Source organism: Colwellia sp. BRX8-5, from assembly GCF_014077325.1.
In the GTDB taxonomy this organism is placed as follows: domain Bacteria; phylum Pseudomonadota; class Gammaproteobacteria; order Enterobacterales; family Alteromonadaceae; genus Colwellia_A.
The window spans coordinates 206455-224356 of sequence record NZ_JACGVR010000005.1 but is presented as its reverse complement, the minus strand read 5'-3'; the positions used below and the strand labels follow the sequence as shown (position 1 = coordinate 224356).

At 36.4% G+C, this 17902-nt stretch carries 19 protein-coding genes; 3 read left to right on the top strand and 16 right to left on the bottom strand.

Translation table 11 applies throughout. The annotated features are described in order from the left end of the window. Positions 1-126: 126 nt before the first annotated feature. The 6 genes from H4J62_RS05840 to H4J62_RS05815 all read right to left on the bottom strand — a co-directional run bounded on the left by H4J62_RS05840 (position 127) and on the right by H4J62_RS05815 (position 2902). Positions 127-396 carry a hypothetical protein gene (locus tag H4J62_RS05840; protein ID WP_182214399.1) on the bottom strand — a complete coding sequence of 90 codons (270 nt, stop codon included), beginning with the start codon at positions 394-396 and terminating at the stop codon, positions 127-129. A 106-nt stretch (positions 397-502) separates the two neighbouring features. Next, entirely contained in the window at positions 503-973 is a 471-nt protein-coding gene (locus H4J62_RS05835; protein ID WP_182214397.1) for a hypothetical protein, read from the bottom strand. Positions 974-1089: 116 nt separating this feature from the next. Further along, positions 1090-1458, bottom strand: a complete 369-nt coding sequence (locus tag H4J62_RS05830) for a GFA family protein (RefSeq protein ID WP_182214396.1) — start codon at positions 1456-1458, stop codon at positions 1090-1092. A gap of 109 nt (positions 1459-1567) precedes the next feature. Beyond that, on the bottom strand, positions 1568-1954 hold the full coding sequence (locus tag H4J62_RS05825; RefSeq protein ID WP_182214394.1) for a hypothetical protein: 387 nt from the start codon (positions 1952-1954) through the stop codon (positions 1568-1570). A gap of 116 nt (positions 1955-2070) precedes the next feature. Continuing rightward, the gene (locus H4J62_RS05820; RefSeq protein WP_182214393.1) at positions 2071-2334 is read right to left on the bottom strand and encodes a hypothetical protein; all 264 of its coding nucleotides are present in this window, start codon (positions 2332-2334) and stop codon (positions 2071-2073) included. 106 nt (positions 2335-2440) lie between these two features. Beyond that, positions 2441-2902: a hypothetical protein gene (locus H4J62_RS05815; RefSeq protein WP_182214391.1), complete on the bottom strand. Its 462-nt coding sequence runs from the start codon at positions 2900-2902 to the stop codon at positions 2441-2443. Between the two features lie 238 nt (positions 2903-3140). On the opposite strand from H4J62_RS05815, the gene H4J62_RS05810 reads away from it, so the two are divergent. Continuing rightward, positions 3141-4112, top strand: a complete 972-nt coding sequence (locus tag H4J62_RS05810; protein WP_182214389.1) for an integron integrase — start codon at positions 3141-3143, stop codon at positions 4110-4112. A gap of 16 nt (positions 4113-4128) precedes the next feature. On the opposite strand, the gene prsT is transcribed toward H4J62_RS05810, so the two are convergent. Next, positions 4129-6960, bottom strand: coding sequence for an XrtA/PEP-CTERM system TPR-repeat protein PrsT (gene prsT, locus H4J62_RS05805; protein ID WP_182214387.1), 2832 nt, complete (start codon positions 6958-6960; stop codon positions 4129-4131). A 320-nt stretch (positions 6961-7280) separates the two neighbouring features. On the opposite strand from prsT, the gene H4J62_RS05800 reads away from it, so the two are divergent. Beyond that, positions 7281-8066: a PEP-CTERM sorting domain-containing protein gene (locus H4J62_RS05800; protein WP_182214386.1), complete on the top strand. Its 786-nt coding sequence runs from the start codon at positions 7281-7283 to the stop codon at positions 8064-8066. Positions 8067-8079: 13 nt separating this feature from the next. Here the strand turns inward: H4J62_RS05800 and H4J62_RS05795 are convergent, their stop codons facing one another. Continuing rightward, positions 8080-9048, bottom strand: a complete 969-nt coding sequence (locus H4J62_RS05795; RefSeq protein ID WP_182214384.1) for an NAD(P)H-quinone oxidoreductase — start codon at positions 9046-9048, stop codon at positions 8080-8082. A 58-nt stretch (positions 9049-9106) separates the two neighbouring features. Further along, a complete protein-coding gene (locus tag H4J62_RS05790) occupies positions 9107-9376 on the bottom strand; it encodes an acylphosphatase (RefSeq protein WP_070376726.1) in 270 nt (89 codons plus the stop codon). 112 nt (positions 9377-9488) lie between these two features. Between H4J62_RS05790 and H4J62_RS05785 the strand changes: the two genes are divergently transcribed. Continuing rightward, positions 9489-10679, top strand: coding sequence for a class I SAM-dependent methyltransferase (locus H4J62_RS05785; protein ID WP_070376725.1), 1191 nt, complete (start codon positions 9489-9491; stop codon positions 10677-10679). Positions 10680-10769: 90 nt separating this feature from the next. Here H4J62_RS05785 and H4J62_RS05780 read toward each other — a convergent pair whose 3' ends face one another. From H4J62_RS05780 to H4J62_RS05750, 7 genes are all read right to left on the bottom strand, one after another. Next, complete coding sequence (locus H4J62_RS05780) at positions 10770-11069, bottom strand: PilZ domain-containing protein (RefSeq protein ID WP_070376724.1); 300 nt, start codon at positions 11067-11069, stop codon at positions 10770-10772. A gap of 98 nt (positions 11070-11167) precedes the next feature. Next, complete coding sequence (hrpA, locus tag H4J62_RS05775) at positions 11168-15067, bottom strand: ATP-dependent RNA helicase HrpA (protein ID WP_404842428.1); 3900 nt, start codon at positions 15065-15067, stop codon at positions 11168-11170. Between the two features lie 234 nt (positions 15068-15301). Then, complete coding sequence (locus H4J62_RS05770; RefSeq protein ID WP_070376723.1) at positions 15302-15715, bottom strand: CBS domain-containing protein; 414 nt, start codon at positions 15713-15715, stop codon at positions 15302-15304. A gap of 125 nt (positions 15716-15840) precedes the next feature. Then, positions 15841-16680: a hypothetical protein gene (locus tag H4J62_RS05765; protein WP_083278094.1), complete on the bottom strand. Its 840-nt coding sequence runs from the start codon at positions 16678-16680 to the stop codon at positions 15841-15843. 9 nt (positions 16681-16689) lie between these two features. After that, positions 16690-16860, bottom strand: a complete 171-nt coding sequence (locus H4J62_RS05760) for a DUF2986 domain-containing protein (RefSeq protein ID WP_070376722.1) — start codon at positions 16858-16860, stop codon at positions 16690-16692. Positions 16861-16932: 72 nt separating this feature from the next. Further along, the gene (locus H4J62_RS05755) at positions 16933-17202 is read right to left on the bottom strand and encodes a DUF5062 family protein (RefSeq protein ID WP_070376721.1); all 270 of its coding nucleotides are present in this window, start codon (positions 17200-17202) and stop codon (positions 16933-16935) included. 70 nt (positions 17203-17272) lie between these two features. Continuing rightward, on the bottom strand, positions 17273-17839 hold the full coding sequence (locus tag H4J62_RS05750) for a DUF3087 family protein (RefSeq protein WP_182214383.1): 567 nt from the start codon (positions 17837-17839) through the stop codon (positions 17273-17275). Positions 17840-17902 lie beyond the last annotated feature (63 nt).

Below are 17902 nucleotides of genomic sequence, written 5' to 3'. Positions count from 1 at the left end.
CGAAGATGCCCTACAACGAATCAAAATATTTAGAAGCATTAAACCGAAGAGGATCGCCACTGTTAAAATTTGCAATAAATAGCTAAATTTTACTAGTTGTCCACCTCAGGGCGTGTTGTTATGTGGCTATTCGCTACCACCGTCGCTGCCTGAACAGTCAGAGGATTCACCCCCAATGTACACGCCGCTGCTATATGCATTACTACTAGATTTACTTTGAGATACTTTTTTGAAAGCTATAATTGATCCAAGTAACGGTAAAAGCAAAGCTAACAAATAGTAAGTCTTTTTACGTTGAACAGGCAAACTAAATGAATCCTTTACTGTTAAACATGCAAATAAAGCTAATACAAAATGAGATAACAAACCTATCGTAATAATCAAGTAAAGATTCATAGACTCCTATTGCCACATAACGCCACGTTAAGCGGCAAAAAATTGTTGGCTAAAATTGTGAACGGAGTGAAACAGCCAACTGTTTTTTGTCCGTTTGAACGCCTTGTTAGCAAGAAGTTACCGCTACAAGTTCATAGTTATTATTTATACACCAATCACTAAAGCTTTTACGGAATAATGTTACATCAAATGCACCAAGCTTATTTTGTTTTTCAATTAATATTGAAGTGGACTCATAAATAAGGGCAAGAGCATAAGTTACAACCTCTTTGTCCGATTTATCTGCTAATAAACCAAAATCCGGCTTTACACTATAGTGACCGACATTCAGCTTGTCTGGTTGAGTTAACCCAGTCAAATTCGATTGACCAGATACTCTTTTTTGAAATCGAAAAGAATAAGGTGAACGTTTATTAGTTGCGAATTTAGATAACTCAAAATCAATCCACAAGTGTTCAATAATACCACCGTGATTTTTACTGAGTTCAGCACTCAATTTTATGAAGGGTTCGTAAAGAATTTTAGAGTACTTTTCCGTATCCATATCACAAACATTAGCATTAATTGATAACTCCATGCCTGACTAGTACTCCCTTCTTGCTAACGCCCCATTAAGAGGCAAATAATGGTTGGCTAAAATAAGCGACGAAGGAGTAAATAGCCAACTGTTATTTGTCCTGCTTGAATGCCTTGTTAGCTGTAATTTAACCAACAAACCTGTGATTCTTGGTATATATCTGAAATCTTTGAAGGCTTAAACTCAGTATCAAATGTAGATATTGCAATAGAAACCCAATCTGGAAATTTTTTACTTCCGCTCCATTGCAAGCTAGAACCACATACACCACAAAATTTCCGCTCTACAGAACCAGAAGAATTATAAGATATTAACTTATCTGCACCCGAAATATAAACAAGATCATTTTTAGGAATACTGCCATAAGTGGCAAATGCTGCACCATGCTGCTTTTGACACATAGAACAATGGCAACTCGTAACCTTCTTAGGATCACTTAACAATTCAAATTTAATTTGTCCACAAAGACAGCTTCCTGAATGCATGATTATCCTTTACAGCTAACGCCGTTTTAAGCGGCAAATTGCAGTTGGCTAAAATAAGTGAGGCACGAACAAAAAGCCAACTGTAATTTGTCCTACTTGAAAACCCTTGTTAGGCATTTAGTTTACCGGAGAAGTAACAAAACACTCCCGCAGTAAAAGCCCCTGAGATACTAAAAGCAGTTCCCTGCAATAATAAAGTTGGTAATGCATCATCACCTAGTGGCTTAAATAAAAACACAATAATAAAGCCAGGTAAAGCCCCACCTAACAAGTAATATGACATTTTTGATTTATTTAAATGAAGGAGTGTAAAGTGAAGCGGGAACCCTAAAATTAAAAGCGCAATAGCAGCAATTATTGTTGCCACGGAAGATATTAATAAAGCTCCACTCCAACCTGCCGGTGAATGTGCGATTTCAGTTTGATAACCTAGAACAAATGAAACCACAAATACTACAGCTAAAGTAAATATCAATGATGGTAATAATTTCAGCATGATGCCTCAGATTGATATGAATGCCTAACGCCCTATTAAGGGGCAAATTGCAGTTGGCTAAAATGTGAAGCGGAGCGGAACTAGCCAACTGTTATTTGTCCCACTTGAATAGCTTGTTATGTTGAGTTTTTCTGAAACCTCGAAAATTGATACTCCCTCAAAACATTCCAAACAATAATATTGAAAATAGCCGTAACTACAAGGGAAATAACCCATATTATTATTTTGACATCATAGAATTTTAAAACCTGAAACAATATAGAATAAAAAATTACGGAGATAAAAAACCTCAGTGCCCATGGTTTAGGCACAAGTTCATCAAAAACCTCTCTTACAGAATCATTTTTAATTTTATCACCAGAACCTTTTTCTGACTCCATGAATCGACCTCAACATAACGCCTAATTAACAGGCTAAAATAGTGGGCTAAAATGGAGCGGAGCGAACAGCCCGCTGTTTTTAGTCCTTGTTTAATTTCTTGTTAGGTTACCTTTGCTCCAACAGCTTAGCAAACCTACCTTTTACGTAGCTGTTGAAAATAAGAACCATACTATTATTAAAGCCATCAAGATCCGTGTTTTTGACACACTCTATAATTTGAGATATTTCAGGAATAAGAACCAAACCTTTTTCTTTAATCACATTTAGCAGGTGGTCATCGGCATTGGGATAATCTTGAGGTTCCGATTCGGCGTATTGATTTACCAACATACATAGAATATAAATTAATGCAGCCTCACGGATAAATTTATCGTCAATTCCAAGTGAAACGCCTTTGGGTCCTGCTACTTTAAAATCTAATAAATCCCAACATGTGGCAGCGTCAAACAACCAATAAGATGTTTGACCACAAGAAAATCCACCTTCTTCTAGTAACTGATAATAAAAGAAGCTTGCATGCATCATTGCATCTCTTCCAAATTTGCAATTGGACTCATCGACAACCACTGGACTTTCCTTGGTAACCTAACAGCTTATTAGACCGAAAAACTAAGCAATATATAACACTTAGCATTCCTTGTTTATTTAAAGTTACAATCATCATACTTTACAACATAATAACAACACTAACATTTTATTATTATTAAATATTTCAAAAGGTGCAACACCGAATCTTTCGGTATATTGGCAAAAGAACCGAACACCAGCTAAGCTGTATATAACAACAGTAAATGGATTTTATATTATGGACGCTAAATCGCCTTTTTTAATGAGTATCGAAGAGCATATGCGTAACTTAAGATACGCGAAAAGAACCATAGAAACTTATATTCATTGGATAAAGTATTTTATAAATTACTCAAATAAAACTCACCCTGCACTCATGGGGGATATCGAAGTTGAGAGATTTCTCAGTTATTTAGTTAATCAACAAAACGTTTCAACAGCTACCCAGTCACTTGCACTGAATGCATTAGCTTTTTTATACAAAGAAATTTTAAAAAACGAATTAAGTTTAAAGCTAAACTTTAACTTAAGCCGCCGGCCTAGAAAATTACCTGATGTGCTTACACCCACAGAAGTAATGAAACTTCTATCAAAAATACCCTCACAACATCATTTATTAGTAAGCCTCTTATATGGTAGTGGCTTAAGGCTAATGGAGGCTATTCGTTTAAGAGTACAAGATATAGACTTTAATTATCACTGTATCGCAGTTTGGAACGGTAAAGGGAACAAACATCGTCGAGTTACCCTCGCCACTGAGCTTATACCTGAACTGTACCGTCAAATTCAAAGGACTAATAAATATCATACTAGCGATATAGAAAATATTGACTATAAAGGTGTCTGGATTCCAAATGCTCTTAATCGCAAATACCCCAATGCCGCAAAAGAATTCAAGTGGCAATATTTATTTCCTTCTGCTCGATTAAGTATTGAACCAGAATTCAAATATCTTAGTCGGCATCACCTCAATGAAAGTAGTATTCAAAAGTCAGTTAAAAAAGCAGCAAATCAATTGAAGTTAAATAAGGTAATAACTTGTCATACTTTAAGGCATTCATTTGCTACGCATTTATTGCAAAGAGGGGCTGATATAAGAACAGTTCAAGAACAACTAGGGCACAGCGATTTACGTACAACCCAAATTTATACCCATGTACTTGAGCATGGCGCTAATGGTGTTCGAAGCCCTTTATCTGACTTGCTTTAGAGCATAATAATGATATCTAAATATCATTATCAGTACGTAAAGCATCAGCCCATAATTTTAACCATTGTTGAGCCTCTTTTTTCTCTGGAAAATCACGTTTACTATTAACCACTTCTAATAAGGTATTAAAAGCCTCTTTTTCTCGATTAAGCGCTTTGAGGGTTAACGCTAAATGATATTTAATTTCAATTTTAGAGTAATCTAGTGCAAGCGCTTGGCGAAATAGTGGCAGTGCTTTATCAAATTCTTGAGTATGATAATAAATCCAGCCAAGTGTATCGAGGGAATCAGGGTGGTTTTTTGTAATAGCTAAAGACGCTAAACTATGCTTTTCTGCCTCATCATACAAGGCTAAATTCAAAGCAGCAAACGCTGCATTATTATGTAATACGGCTTGTTGTGCATATTTCGTTAACAACAAAATATAAATATCGTAAGCTTTTTTCCACTGCTCATTAATCATATAAATTTCTGCTAGCGAAGAATTCATTAAAAAATTCATCGGCTCTTTGTTCAAATACTTTGTCAATAGCTGAGTTGCTTTGCTATTTCGTTTTTGTGCTTGATACACCAGACTTAAACCAACGACAATATTGTCATGATATTCATCTTGAGGTGGTGTTAATGCTAATGTCTTTTTATAACTCTTTTCGGCATTATCATATTGGCCAGACAAATAATAAGAATGCGCCAAAATCATCTGTAATTTAGTTGAATAACTTTCTAAAAAATCATTAGCAAGTTTAATCGCTTCAAGAGGTTTTTTCTGTTGATTCAAAAACTGACTTGCCGCCACTAACGGTATCTGCTTATTTTCAGACCAGGCAATAGACTTTTTATAGGCTTCAAGGGCATCATCTGGTTTATTATTTGCTTGGTAAAATTGGGCTATATAAAAATAGACCTTCCCTTTATCACCATCAAATTTTATAGCATTGTTGAAGCTTTGCAGTGCTTTGTCAAAATTGTTTTGTTGCTGATAGTAATTGCCTAGTAATACAAATAAATCAGCCGTTTGTTCATGATTAGATAAATAACTTTCTATTATTTCTATTGCTTCGACGGGTTCGCCTGCCGCCATGTAGCTAAAAGACAATTGTTTAAGTAAGTCTTTATTATTGGGTTCTATATTATAAGCCCTCTTAAACCAAACGATTGACTCTTTAAATTGTCTGGTTTGAGTATAATTCTTCCCTAAAGCGCTAATGAGTTCTTTATTATTTTCTTGTTTTAAAAGTGCTTGCTCTAATAATTCAAACGATGCTTTTATTTTGCCCGTCGCAAGTAGTGTTTCTGCCAAACTAATCAGTGATTTAATGTGTAAAGCGTCGATACTAAGAGCATGTTCGAATGCTTGTTTTGCTTTATTATAATCACCCACTATTTGATAAATAAAACCGAGATGATGAAGGAACTCTTTATTATCTGGTTGTGCTTTAACTAATTTTTCAGCAAGCGCTACCGCTTTAGTCATTTGCCCTGACTTTACATAGGCTTGCACCAATAAAAAACTAATGGTTGACTGATACTCCGATGAAGCGTTGATTGAAAGCAAGGTATCTATGGCCTGTTGATACGCCCCCATATCAATACTATTTTTTGCTAACTGTTGCGAGGCAATCGATGAGTCAGGTAGTAATTCAATAACTTTTTGAAAGTAAAACTTTGCTTTCTCATATTGCTTAAGCTCAGAACTGACCAACCCTAAAAGAGAGATAACTTTAGGGTTATTTTCTTTTTGTAAATTGGCTTTATTCAATACTGACAATGCCGCGGTATAGTTTTTCATGGCGATGTGAATTGTCGCTGAGAAGGTCATCGCTTTAATATTCAAGCGATCAATATTTAAATAATTTTTAATATATTGATCAGCTGCTTCATAATTGTTTTGCTGAAAAGCCACAACACTGGCCAAATAATAATAACTAGGGTTATTATCCAAGGTATCATTGTCAAGCGTTGACAATGATTCACTTAATTTTGAAAGTTTTTCCCTAGCATTTGAATTTTCGTCTTCTCTGGTTTCAATCATTGCTGATAAGAACATGGCCTTAGGTTCATAAGGGATAAGCTCAAGCACAGTTGCAATATCTTTTTTTGCGCTCTCGTATTCAATAAACTCTATATATAAACTAGCACGTAAAATAAGTGCCTGAATATGATTAGGGTTTTCTAATAAAGCATTATTTATAGCTTTAAAAGCAATATCTAATTCAGCTATATTTTGGTGGATACTCGCTTTTAATATCCAAGCATTCACTGGAGGAAAAAAACCGCTGAGTACATCATCAACATATGTTTGTGCTTCATCATAGCGATAATAATTTAAAGCCACCTGTGCTAAACCTAATTTTGCATCAGTATTAGCCGCATTAAGCAATAACGCTTGTTGGTAACGTTCTGCTGACAATGTTAACTGTCGCAAGCCTAGTTGTGCATGGCCTCGCAAAACAAAGATTTTGGCTTCGAGTATTTCATCTTGTACCTGTTTGTCTAGGTGATTGATGGTGTCATGGTATTTACCTTGTAATAAATAAGCTTCCGCAAACAGCAAGAATGTTCGGTTTTTGTCTGCCCCTAAATTTTCAGCAAAATTGAGTTCAACTTCTGCAGTAGCCCCTTTGCCAAAAGCAATAAGTACCTCAGCCATTAAAAGCCTTGCCGCTAAATTATTGGGTTCTTTTTGGGTTAAGTTTTTAAGATGAATGAGCGCTTCATTATGGCGGTTATCTTTAAAAGCGATATTAGCTTGTTCAAGCACATCTTTATCATTCCCCTGAGCTACTTGCTGAAAAGTTATTAAAAATAAAAATAAAAATATTTTGGGTATAAAAACGTGACGCACCATTAACTTCTCGAACAATTTAAAAGACAAGGATGATTGTGCTTTTTATCAGTAAACATTTCAATAAAAACCATTATCTACTCGTTAATAAGATAAATATTGCGCTATAATCTTTTCATGAAAAAGCAATTTATTAGCTTAACTATATTGCTCAAGCATAATACACTGTCAGGATATTTTACAACACTCTAGAGAAATAGGATAAAACTGGGCCCTAACGCCTACATCACCTTGTTTTAAATCTATATTTTTTTTACGGCTTAGTTATTGCATTGATTGTAAGCATCATGTACAAGATTTATCATATAATTTGGAAGTTAAGAATGACAATTTTCCGTTGTATTAAAAAACACACAACAAAGCTAATGATAATATCATCACTAGCTTTAGTTTCATTTAATAGCTTTGCTGGCTATACCCAAGTATCTGCATTAATAACTGGGTATAATGAATGTAATTACTATCTCCCAAATACTGAATCTGAATGCGTAATATCTGTGGTAGATGGTACTAATGGTACACAGTATCTATCTAATATTATTGCCAAGTTTGATATTGATGATGAAGATTCTAGTAAATCAATATTAGATAATTCCACATATTATGAATATGACCCATATAAGGACGACGTGGCAGAAGAAGATTGGGCGTTTTCTATTCCTGGAAATACAGAAGAAAACAAAACAGGTACTTGGACTTTCAACAAAGGCGTATATAAGTATCCGGATATACGTTTTTGGGTAGCAAAAGCAAGTAATGACTTTCGCTTGCATTGGCTAATTGAAGATAATAGTGTCAATAACTCTATTTGTGACGCTGGTAATGAAGCTGCAGATGGCGCAAACTTAAATTATGCTTGTATGAACTTAGCTGCATCAGTAACCAGTGGCGATTGGGTTACTCCCCCTAATGCTCAAAATGGAAAGAATTTTGGCTTGTCACACATTACCTTTTTTGGTGGCTTATGTGACAAAGTGGCTGGCTGTGCAGGCGACTCAACTACTTCTGTACCAGAGCCTGCTAGTTTAGCAATTTTAGCTCTAGGTTTATTAGGATTAGGTGCTCGTCGTAAGCAACGAATTAAAACAAAAATCTCTACTAATAACTAATTAACATTAGTTATTAAACCATTAGTACTAACTTGCCGATATTACCATTCTCCAACATACGTTGATGGGCTTTATCGGCATTTCCCCATGAATAGCAAGTATCAATTACCGGTAATAACTGCCCTGCGCAAAGTAACTTGCCAAAGTCTTCTTTGAAGTTAGCCACTAATTCAGCTTTATAATCATTGCTCCTGTTTCGTAATGTTGAAGCTGTAATAGTGACTCGGTTTGAAAGCATCTTACCTATGTCAATTTTTTCGCAGTAGCGGCCTTGTAAAATAGACAGAATAACAATGTGACCATCAACTGCGGCGACATTTATGTTTCTCTGTAAGTAATCTCCGCCCACTACATCAATAATGACATTAAAGCCATCGGGAACGTTTGCTTTTTTCCATTGTTCAAAAGAATTTTGATGGTAGTTAATCGCAACATCTGCACCTAATTTTAAACACGCTTGGCATTTTTCTTCACTGCCAGCGGTCACAACAACAAAACAGTCTTTCGCTTTGGCAAGTGTAATAGCAGCACAGCCAACACCACTGGCACCAGCATGTATCAACACTGATTGCTTAGGTTGTAACTGGGCAATTGAGAATAGACTTTGGTAGGCCGTTAGAAACGTTTCTGCGCAAGCTGCACCTTGTTCAAAAGTAAAGGTAGTAGGCAGATAAAATAACTGGCTAGATTTTATAACAACATATTCTGCGTAACCACCGCCAGCAACCAAACCAAAAACTTTGTCATTAATTTTCCAGTTATTTACCGCCCTACCACAAGCAACAATTTCACCACAAACCTCCAGTCCTAAAATAGTAGACTCGCCTTTAGGGGCTGGATATTTTCCTTGTCGCTGCAAAATATCGGCTCGGTTCACGCCAATAGCTTTTACACGAATTAAGCACTCATCTGCCGAAAACTCAGGTACGGGTGTTTCAGCAAAAGTTAACTGCTCATCGCTTGTTACGTTAATATATTTCAAGAAAACCTCTAAATTGTAAACGCTTGTTCGTTTTACGGGTAATTATCTACACAGTAGATTAGCTAATCGCGAAAAAGTTATGTTGTTGCCATTTAACTTGTTTTTTCTCCATACTTACCACTTCAGCTTCTGGTGGTCCGTACGCGAGCCATGCTAACATTTTATCTACGTCTTTTTCTTCACCGCAAATTAAAATTTCTACATCCCCATCATCCAAATTTTTTGCATAACCACTTAAACCATAATCAATAGCGACTTGTTGGCTAGACGCACGAAAATAAACCCCTTGTACTTTTCCGCTAACATGGGCGATATAACTAACATTCATACTTATTGTTCCTTAACGTAGACTGAAATAACTTAACGTGAAGATTGCACCCGAGCTTGGCATTGACTACACTCTGCGCAATTTCATTTACCAATTCATTAAGTATAGTCACATGTCAGCAAGAATTTATTTAAAAGTAAGCCGAGAGAAGTCTTTATTACGAAAACATCCTTGGATATTTTCTCAAGCGATTAATAAAATCAAGGGAAATCCGATGTTAGGCGATACCGTTGATGTCTTTGATCACAAGGAAAAATGGCTTGCTCGCGGTGCTTACTCGCCAGAATCACAGATTCGAGTTAGAGTTTGGAGCTTTAATGAAAATGAAGAAATTGACAGTGAATTTTTTCGTAAAAAATTAATAAGTGCTCAATCTAGACGTGAATGGTTTATCGAACAAGGCGGTTTAACCGGTTATCGTTTAATTGCTGGTGAATCTGACGGTTTACCCGGTATAACTATTGATAAATACGATAACTTAATTGTTTGCCAACTATTAAGTGCCGGTGCCGACTTTCAACGTTATACCTTAGTTGAAGTGATTAAAGAGCTCTATCCTCAATGTAGCATCTACGAACGCTCTGATGTTGACGTACGTAAAAAAGAAGGATTAGAGCCAATCACAGGTTGGTTAACAGAGCCACTTGAGTCAACCGCATGTGTGATTAAAGAGCATGGTTTATCGATTAATGTTGATATCGCAAAAGGCCATAAAACAGGTTTTTATTTAGATCAACGTGATTCTCGTGTGACTGCAGGTCGATATGCTAAAAATAAATCAGTCCTTAATTGTTTTTCTTATACCGGAACATTCGCCTTACATTGTGCAGCAAATGACGCTAAAGAAGTTATCAATGTTGATGTTTCTCAATCGGCACTCGACTTAGCCGAAGAAAATATTGCCCTTAATAACCTGCAAGACAAGAATGTTTCTTTTGTTAAAGCAGATGTATTTAAGTTACTCAGACAATATCGCGAAGAAAAACGTCAGTTTGATATGATAATTTTAGACCCACCTAAATTTGTTGAATCAAAAGCACAACTAACCGGTGCATGTCGTGGTTACAAAGACATTAATATGCTTGCTATGCAATTACTCAAGCCAAACGGTATATTACTGACCTTTTCTTGCTCTGGTTTAATGGAAGCAAGCCTATTTCAAAAAGTAGTTGCTGATGCCGCTCTTGATGCTCGTCGCGAGGTGCACTTTGTTGAGCGCTTGCAACAAGCTGGTGATCATCCAATATCGAGTAACTACCCAGAAGGTTATTATTTGAAAGGCTTAGTCTGCCAAGTAAGTTAGCTCACTTTTTGTGACTGTCTTAAAATAAAAAACGAGCACTTAGTGCTCGTTTTTTATTAGTTTTTTTATTGCCTAGTTAAGGCTCAGTCTTTAATCTATTTCGGCAATATTAATTCCAATTAAAAAGCACTCTTCACCCTCTTCGGTGACGCGTACTATTTTCCCTGAAACTTCCAACGGTTGAACATTGCTGCTCGCAGACCGCACACTAACTTTAACATGGGTATTAAGCTCTAAAGGATGCGTCATTTCAATCGCCATACCAGTCGCACTTAAGTCTCGACAAGTCGCTAATATTTGACTGTTCGCTTCATCGTCGATAATGGTCACGGTTACATCACTATTTAACATCATCCGATAGAAATCTCGTTTATCATCAAAGTTAACCATTACTACTCCATATTATTATTTAAATTTTTATTGTCTCTTTTATACCCATTGTAGTGTTTAGTGTCAAATTTCAAACTTGAATTGTTGATTAAATCGACTTAATCTGCTGAAATTTCTTTCAAATGATTTAAAATTCGCTTTGCAGAGACCGGATAAGCTGTCTTTAAATTTTGCGCAAATATCGAAACACGAAATTCTTCTATCATCCAGCGAACCGCTAAAATGTCATCAACAATAGGCTTGCCTTTGCTCTGTTTGGCAAGCAACGCTAAATAAACATCATTTACTTTCGCAACCTCTAACATTTTCAATCGGTCTTGGTTGGGATCAACCGGCAGCTTTTCCATACGTCTTAACATCGCTTGTAAGTAACGCGCAATATCTTCTAATCGTTGATGACCAGAAGCGGTCACAAAACCTTTAAACACCAGTAAGCCAAGTTGTTCTTTAATGTCGGCTTGTGCTTGAATAACCTCTAAAGACATTCGACCCTTTAGTTTTTTCCCTATTTCATGGGTTAAGGTTAATACTTTTTCTACTTTTAATGCTGACACGAGCACACAGTCGGCAAGTTCAGCACGAACATGGTCTTTAGCTTTTTCAAAATCATTTTGGTTACGTGGTATGTCGCCATGCTCTTTCACCAAGTGCTGGCAAGCAGCGAGTATACAATCGTCTAATAAATCAGGTATTGAACCAAAAGGGTTAAAATATAGGCTTAACTTAGCTTTATTAGGCAATTTTTGTTGTAGATATTTAACTGGAGAAGGTATATTTAATAAAATTAAACGACTCACACCATTAACCATCGCTTGCTCAGCAAGACTTTCTTGTTCAAATAATTCTATAGCAACCGTTTTATTTTTATCAACTAAGGCTGGAAAAGCTTTTATGGTGATATTAGCAATATTTTTTTCATAGCCTTTGGGAATGTTGTTGAAATCCCAGCTAGTAATTTGTTCACGTTCTATTCCTTTATCAGCCACTTTCTTAATTGATGCTTTTACTTTTCCTTGCAAAGAGGCTTTTAACTGTTCAAGCTTCCGGCTTTGATTAATAAGCACTCCTTTTTCGTCAATCACCTTAAAATTCATCGTTAGGTGAATGGGCAATTCAACATCTTGCCAAATATCTTCGGGTAAACGCACCCCCGTCATTCTTAATAAATGTTTTTCAACAGCGGCAACTAACTTACCGTCCTCCTCACTAATCACTGACAAACAAGCTTCTGCGTAGTTAGGAGCCGGCACAAAATTTCTTCGTGAAGATTTAGGTAAGCCTTTGATCAAGGCAATAATAAGCTCTAGTCGCAATGCTGGAATTAACCAATCAAAATCACGATTTTCAATTTGATTCAAAATACCAACAGGAATATGTAAGCTTATTCCATCATCTATATCGCCTGGGGTAAAATGATAACTTAACGGCAAGGTCAAATTACCTTGATGCCAAACATCAGGATAATCGTTGGCCGATAATACTTTAGCCGTTTCGTTTAATAAAAAGGCTTCGGTAAAATTAAGTAACTGAGCATTTTTTTGTTTAGACTTTTTCCACCATGACAAAAAACTACGTTGGCAAATAATGGTTTCTGGTAACTTTTCATCATAGAACTCAACTAAACGTTCTTCATCTACTAAAAAGTCTTTACGGCGAGCTTTTTGCTCTAACTTCTCAATGCTCGCAACTAGTTGGTGATTTTGCTGATAAAATTTTTCATTAAGGGTGCTATCACCATTGACTAATGCTTCACGAATAAATATCTCACGGCAGGTATGAGGTTCAATATGATTGAAGCTGATCTTTCTTTTCGCAACTATGGTCAGGCCATATAGCATCACTTGTTCAAAAGCCATTACCGCACCTTGCTTTTTCTCCCAGTGCGGTTCGCTATAATTGCGCTTAATAAGATGTTCAGCTAAAGGCTCTATCCATTGTGGGTCTATCTTTGCGACCATACGGGCAAACAAACGGCTGGTTTCAACCAATTCAGTTGCCATTATCCACTTAGGTGATTTCTTTGCGACACCCGACCCCGGAAATATGAAGAATCGGCTATTGCGTGCACCTTTATATTCTCTGTTTTCGTCAAGTTGCCCTAAATGACTGAGTAAACCTGACAAAATAGCTTGGTGAATAATATTGTTATTATTACTTTCTAGTGGCTCAGTTTTTTTACTTACATCGGTATTATTAGCATCTAATGATGGCGGAGTATATTCAACTCCGCTCATTGGAATGTTTAAATCGCGCAGTGTATGTTTAAGCTGACTAAAGATGTCTTGCCATTCACGAATACGCATATAAGCTAAAAACTCTTTTTTACACATATTTCGAAATTGGTTATTAGTCAGCGCTTTTTGTTGCTGTTGAATGTAGTGCCACAAATTAAGCAAGCTGATAAAGTCAGATTCTTTGTCTTTAAAGCGATTATGTTTTTCATCTGCCGCTTGCTGTTTTTCATGGGGACGTTCACGCGGATCTTGAATACTTACCGCACTAACAATAATAAAAATTTGCTCAATACAGCCTAAATCAATAGCTGACAGAATCATTTTTGATAAACGTGGATCGGTGGGGAATTTTGCTAACATCCGTCCCGCTTTGGTTAATACCACTTTGTTTTGCTGTTTTTCTATCGCCGCTAATTCTTCAAGCAATGAAACACCGTCATTAATATTACGACTGTCCGGTGGCTGAACAAAAGGAAAGTCACTGATTTCGCCGAGATCAAGCGCCAGCATTTGTAAAATAACTGTCGCTAAATTAGTACGCAATATTTCAGGATCAGTAAATTCAGGGCGACCAAGAAAGTCCTCTTCACTGTATAAACGTAAACATACACCCGCTGAAACACGACCACAACGCCCTGCTCTTTGATTAGCACTGGCTTGAGAAATAGCTTCTATAGGCAAACGCTGTACTTTAGTGCGGTAACTGTAACGAGAAATACGCGCGGTACCCGGGTCAATAACATATTTGATACCTGGTACGGTTAAGCTGGTTTCTGCAACGTTAGTGGCGAGCACAATATTACGGCCACTGTGTGGTTTAAAAATTCTATTTTGTTCTTGTACCGTTAACCGTGAATATAAAGGCAACACTTGGGTGTGTCGTAAATTTGCTCTTTCTAAGGCTAATGCGGCGTCTCGTATTTCGCGCTCGCCATTAAGAAAAATAAGAATATCGCCTTGGCTGATATGACCAAGTTCGTCAACGGCTTGCAAAATACCACTAATGATATCGTTACTACTTACTTCTTCTGTTTCATCATTATTGTCGCCATTAAGCGGACGATAGAGGATTTCAACAGGGAATGTTCGCCCCGAGACTTCAATAATAGGCGCGGGTTTGCCGTCTGCTGAAGCAAAATGCTGTGAAAATCTTTCTGGGTCGATGGTTGCCGAAGTAATAATGATTTTTAAATCAGGACGTTTAGGTAATATTTCGCGCAAATACCCCAATAAAAAGTCTATATTTAAACTACGTTCATGCGCTTCATCAATAATAATCGTATCGTATTTTCGCAGTAAACGGTCATGTTGCATTTCTGCCAATAAAATACCGTCGGTCATTAATTTTATATAGCTATTTTCACTCACTAAGTCATTAAAACGGACTTTATAACCAACCGCGTCGCCTAATGTTGTCGATAATTCATCAGCAATACGTGTAGCAACTGTTCGCGCCGCAATACGACGTGGCTGAGTATGACCAATCATGCCGTCGATACCGCGACCTAAAGCAAGACATATTTTTGGAATTTGAGTCGTTTTGCCCGAGCCTGTTTCACCCGCAATAATAATCACTTGGTTTTCAGTTATCGCTTTAGCAATAACGTCAGAATTTTGTGATACCGGCAAATCTTCTGGATAGGTGATTTTTGGAACATTCTGAATTTTACGCTGCTTTTTTTCGATTGACTCATCAATATGGGCAGAAATTTGACTGAGTGATTTTTGCTTTTTGTCACTATCAGTGATTTTCTTACTCGACATTAAGCGCTTTTTCAAACGAAACTGATCAGATTTAAAACACAATCCAAGGCGGCTAAAAAGCTTATCAATGTTAATAACTTGGCTGCGCTGAGATTCAGAAGAGGTAGTAATAGATTTTTCAGAAGACAAGGTTGACCCAAACAAAATAGCAAAAAATAATTTTACCAGCTTTATTAAGTCTGTACCACTTCAATCAAGTGGTACAAATAGACAGTGTGAAATTAACTCAGCTGACTAAGGTTTAAAGGTACTTCGAGTATATTGATCAATACCGTATAGAACATCATTACGACATATAGTACCCAGTAAAATACCATCTTCGTCTACCACTGGATAAACTTTAGGTTTATTCTGTAACATGCTTTGCGCAAGTTCTATGACACTGTCAGAGGGTTTAACTGATAATACTTCTTTGCGCATCAATGCGGCAACATCACTCACATGTTCATTATGATAAATCGTCTGTAGCATTGTTGCTAAAACATCACTTTCAGAGAGAAAACCAATAACACGATTATTACCATCGATCACTGGACCACCAATTTGCTTTGTTTTTAAAAAGCGCAACGCCGCCTCTTCAACCACCATTTCTGAAGTAAAAGTAACTGGATAGTGGTTCATATAGTCTTTTACTTGGATACTCAACATAGTTATTACCTCACTAAAATCAAAAATAAAATGCCCAACCAATAAAAATAACTGTAGACGCTTTTATTTAATAAATCATGAATTTAGTGAAAATAATTTTTTTATTTTTAATAAACATAGCTTGATTAAAGTAAAGACAGTAAAACGGGATCCGGAGAATTTTTTATGGTGTTTGTTAAAGCATGATAGGAAAGCGAAAATTGTTTTCGTAAATGTGATTTTAAATGAGGTTTTACCGCGTTAGGTCTTATCGCTTTAAGCAAACAAAATAGCGCTAAAGCATGCACTGTTTCATTTTCTGGCAATGCCGACTGACGGTTTGCATTAGGATTATTACACGAGCCACAGCCGCCTCTAAATTGATAAGCTGTGTTACTAAATATAATACCAAAGCCCATAAAACAAGCGATAACATCAACGGCTTGAGGAATAAACTCTTTGCCACCTGGTGGTAAACTAGCTTGTTGAACAATCAGGATATTCGCAAGGTTTTGTACAATCGACGAAATAAGATCTTGTGGCTGATTAACTTGATTTTCGCCATAAGAAAGCATGATCGGCTGTTGTTGGAGCTTCGCTGTATCTTCTTCACTTAATTTAGCAAAGGGCGTATTGTCACCACGACAATGGTCAACCATATTAAACGGTGGAATGGTTATTTGCTGAGTACCCGCAAAAAACTGCTCTGGTGTGATCAATATAATGGGCCACTGCTGCATACCAGCATAGGTGGTTGTTTGTTTAAAAATACTCAGTGCCATTTCATGAACACTAGTTACACTACCTTGATAAAATTGATTATTAGGTAATACAAGCTGACTATTGTTTTTAAACTCTGCAACATCAAAATGTGTAAGCGCCCAAGAAAAAGTATCGAGGATCCATTGATGACTATCTTGGTCAATGGCATCACTTACATCAATTTTACTCGCCGGTTTTATAATATTTAATAGTTTAGCTAGCATAACCAATAATTACTCAGTAAGTTGCGGTTCATCAGTTGTTTGAACAGCCGCTTCTTTTCCTTCTAAAAGTGCTCGTTCAGCTTTTGAAACATAACGGGGCTTGTTGCTGGTATGTAATTTAGCATTGGCTTTTTTCTGCTTACTTTTTAACGCGGCATTTATTTTTTTCTTACGATTCATTTTATTTTTCTATATTTAAATTTATAAAGCGTTATTTAAACGCACAGACCCTATCATTAAAATAGGCATTTATTACTTAAGTAATGGATGGTCTTCGGGTAATTGCTTTGCTATCCACATTGCTAATCGGTGTTTCATACTAAGCAAGTCTTCACCATCAGCAGGCGAAGCTTGAATAAGCTTGTCGTTAACCAATAGACGGTACAAGCTTTCAACTTTGTCTTTTGAAGCATTGGTGGCAGAAAAACCATTATAACCTCGGTTCATCGCATATTTTTCGCCAACTTCAATCGCTTTTTTTAATAAAGCGGTTTCATTCTTTAACTTTTTAGGTTTTTTCATTGGGCTTCTTTTATTGTGGCTTCACATCAAAGTAAAAGGCATTTAATTTACTGCCATCAAGGTCGATTCGTTATTTATAGCTTGAAAGTAACACTTTGGTAAACTGCTCGGTAGTAATTTCTTTTCCATGTTGAGTGATTAATCCCTCAAGATGAGTAATATCAGCCTCTAACGACGACATAGTCAGTGTATTGTCATCTAATAAATAAAGTTGCTTTAGGCTAGCATAATAAAATTTCAAAATAATTAAGGCATTTACATCACCATTAACACTCGCTTGTTTAATTTTTTTCAAACGACGATAAATAATATTTTGCGTTTGTTTAAGTTGCCAAACATAATAAATTTCATTAAAAAAGGGGGTGTTTTTTAATTGTCTTAGTATCCCTGCACACGTTAACAATGCCAGAATAACGCCTAAAAAGTTATAACGAAAGTTACTAGTTTGCTGGCCCGACTCTATCGCGGTATTCATACTCGCTTGAGCCATGGTATCAAGCGCTAAAGGCTCAGCAAATACCGCAATCAATATACCACCAAAAGCAATGGCTAATATTGCGAAGGTAACAATAAAACCAACAATCACTTGATTAAGCTTACTGCGATAAGCTTTTTTATCTATGTCTTTTAACGTCATGGTACAACTTATTAATGGGTTACTAAAATTAAAACGTTATTCTAACGTAATTTCTTTCAGTAA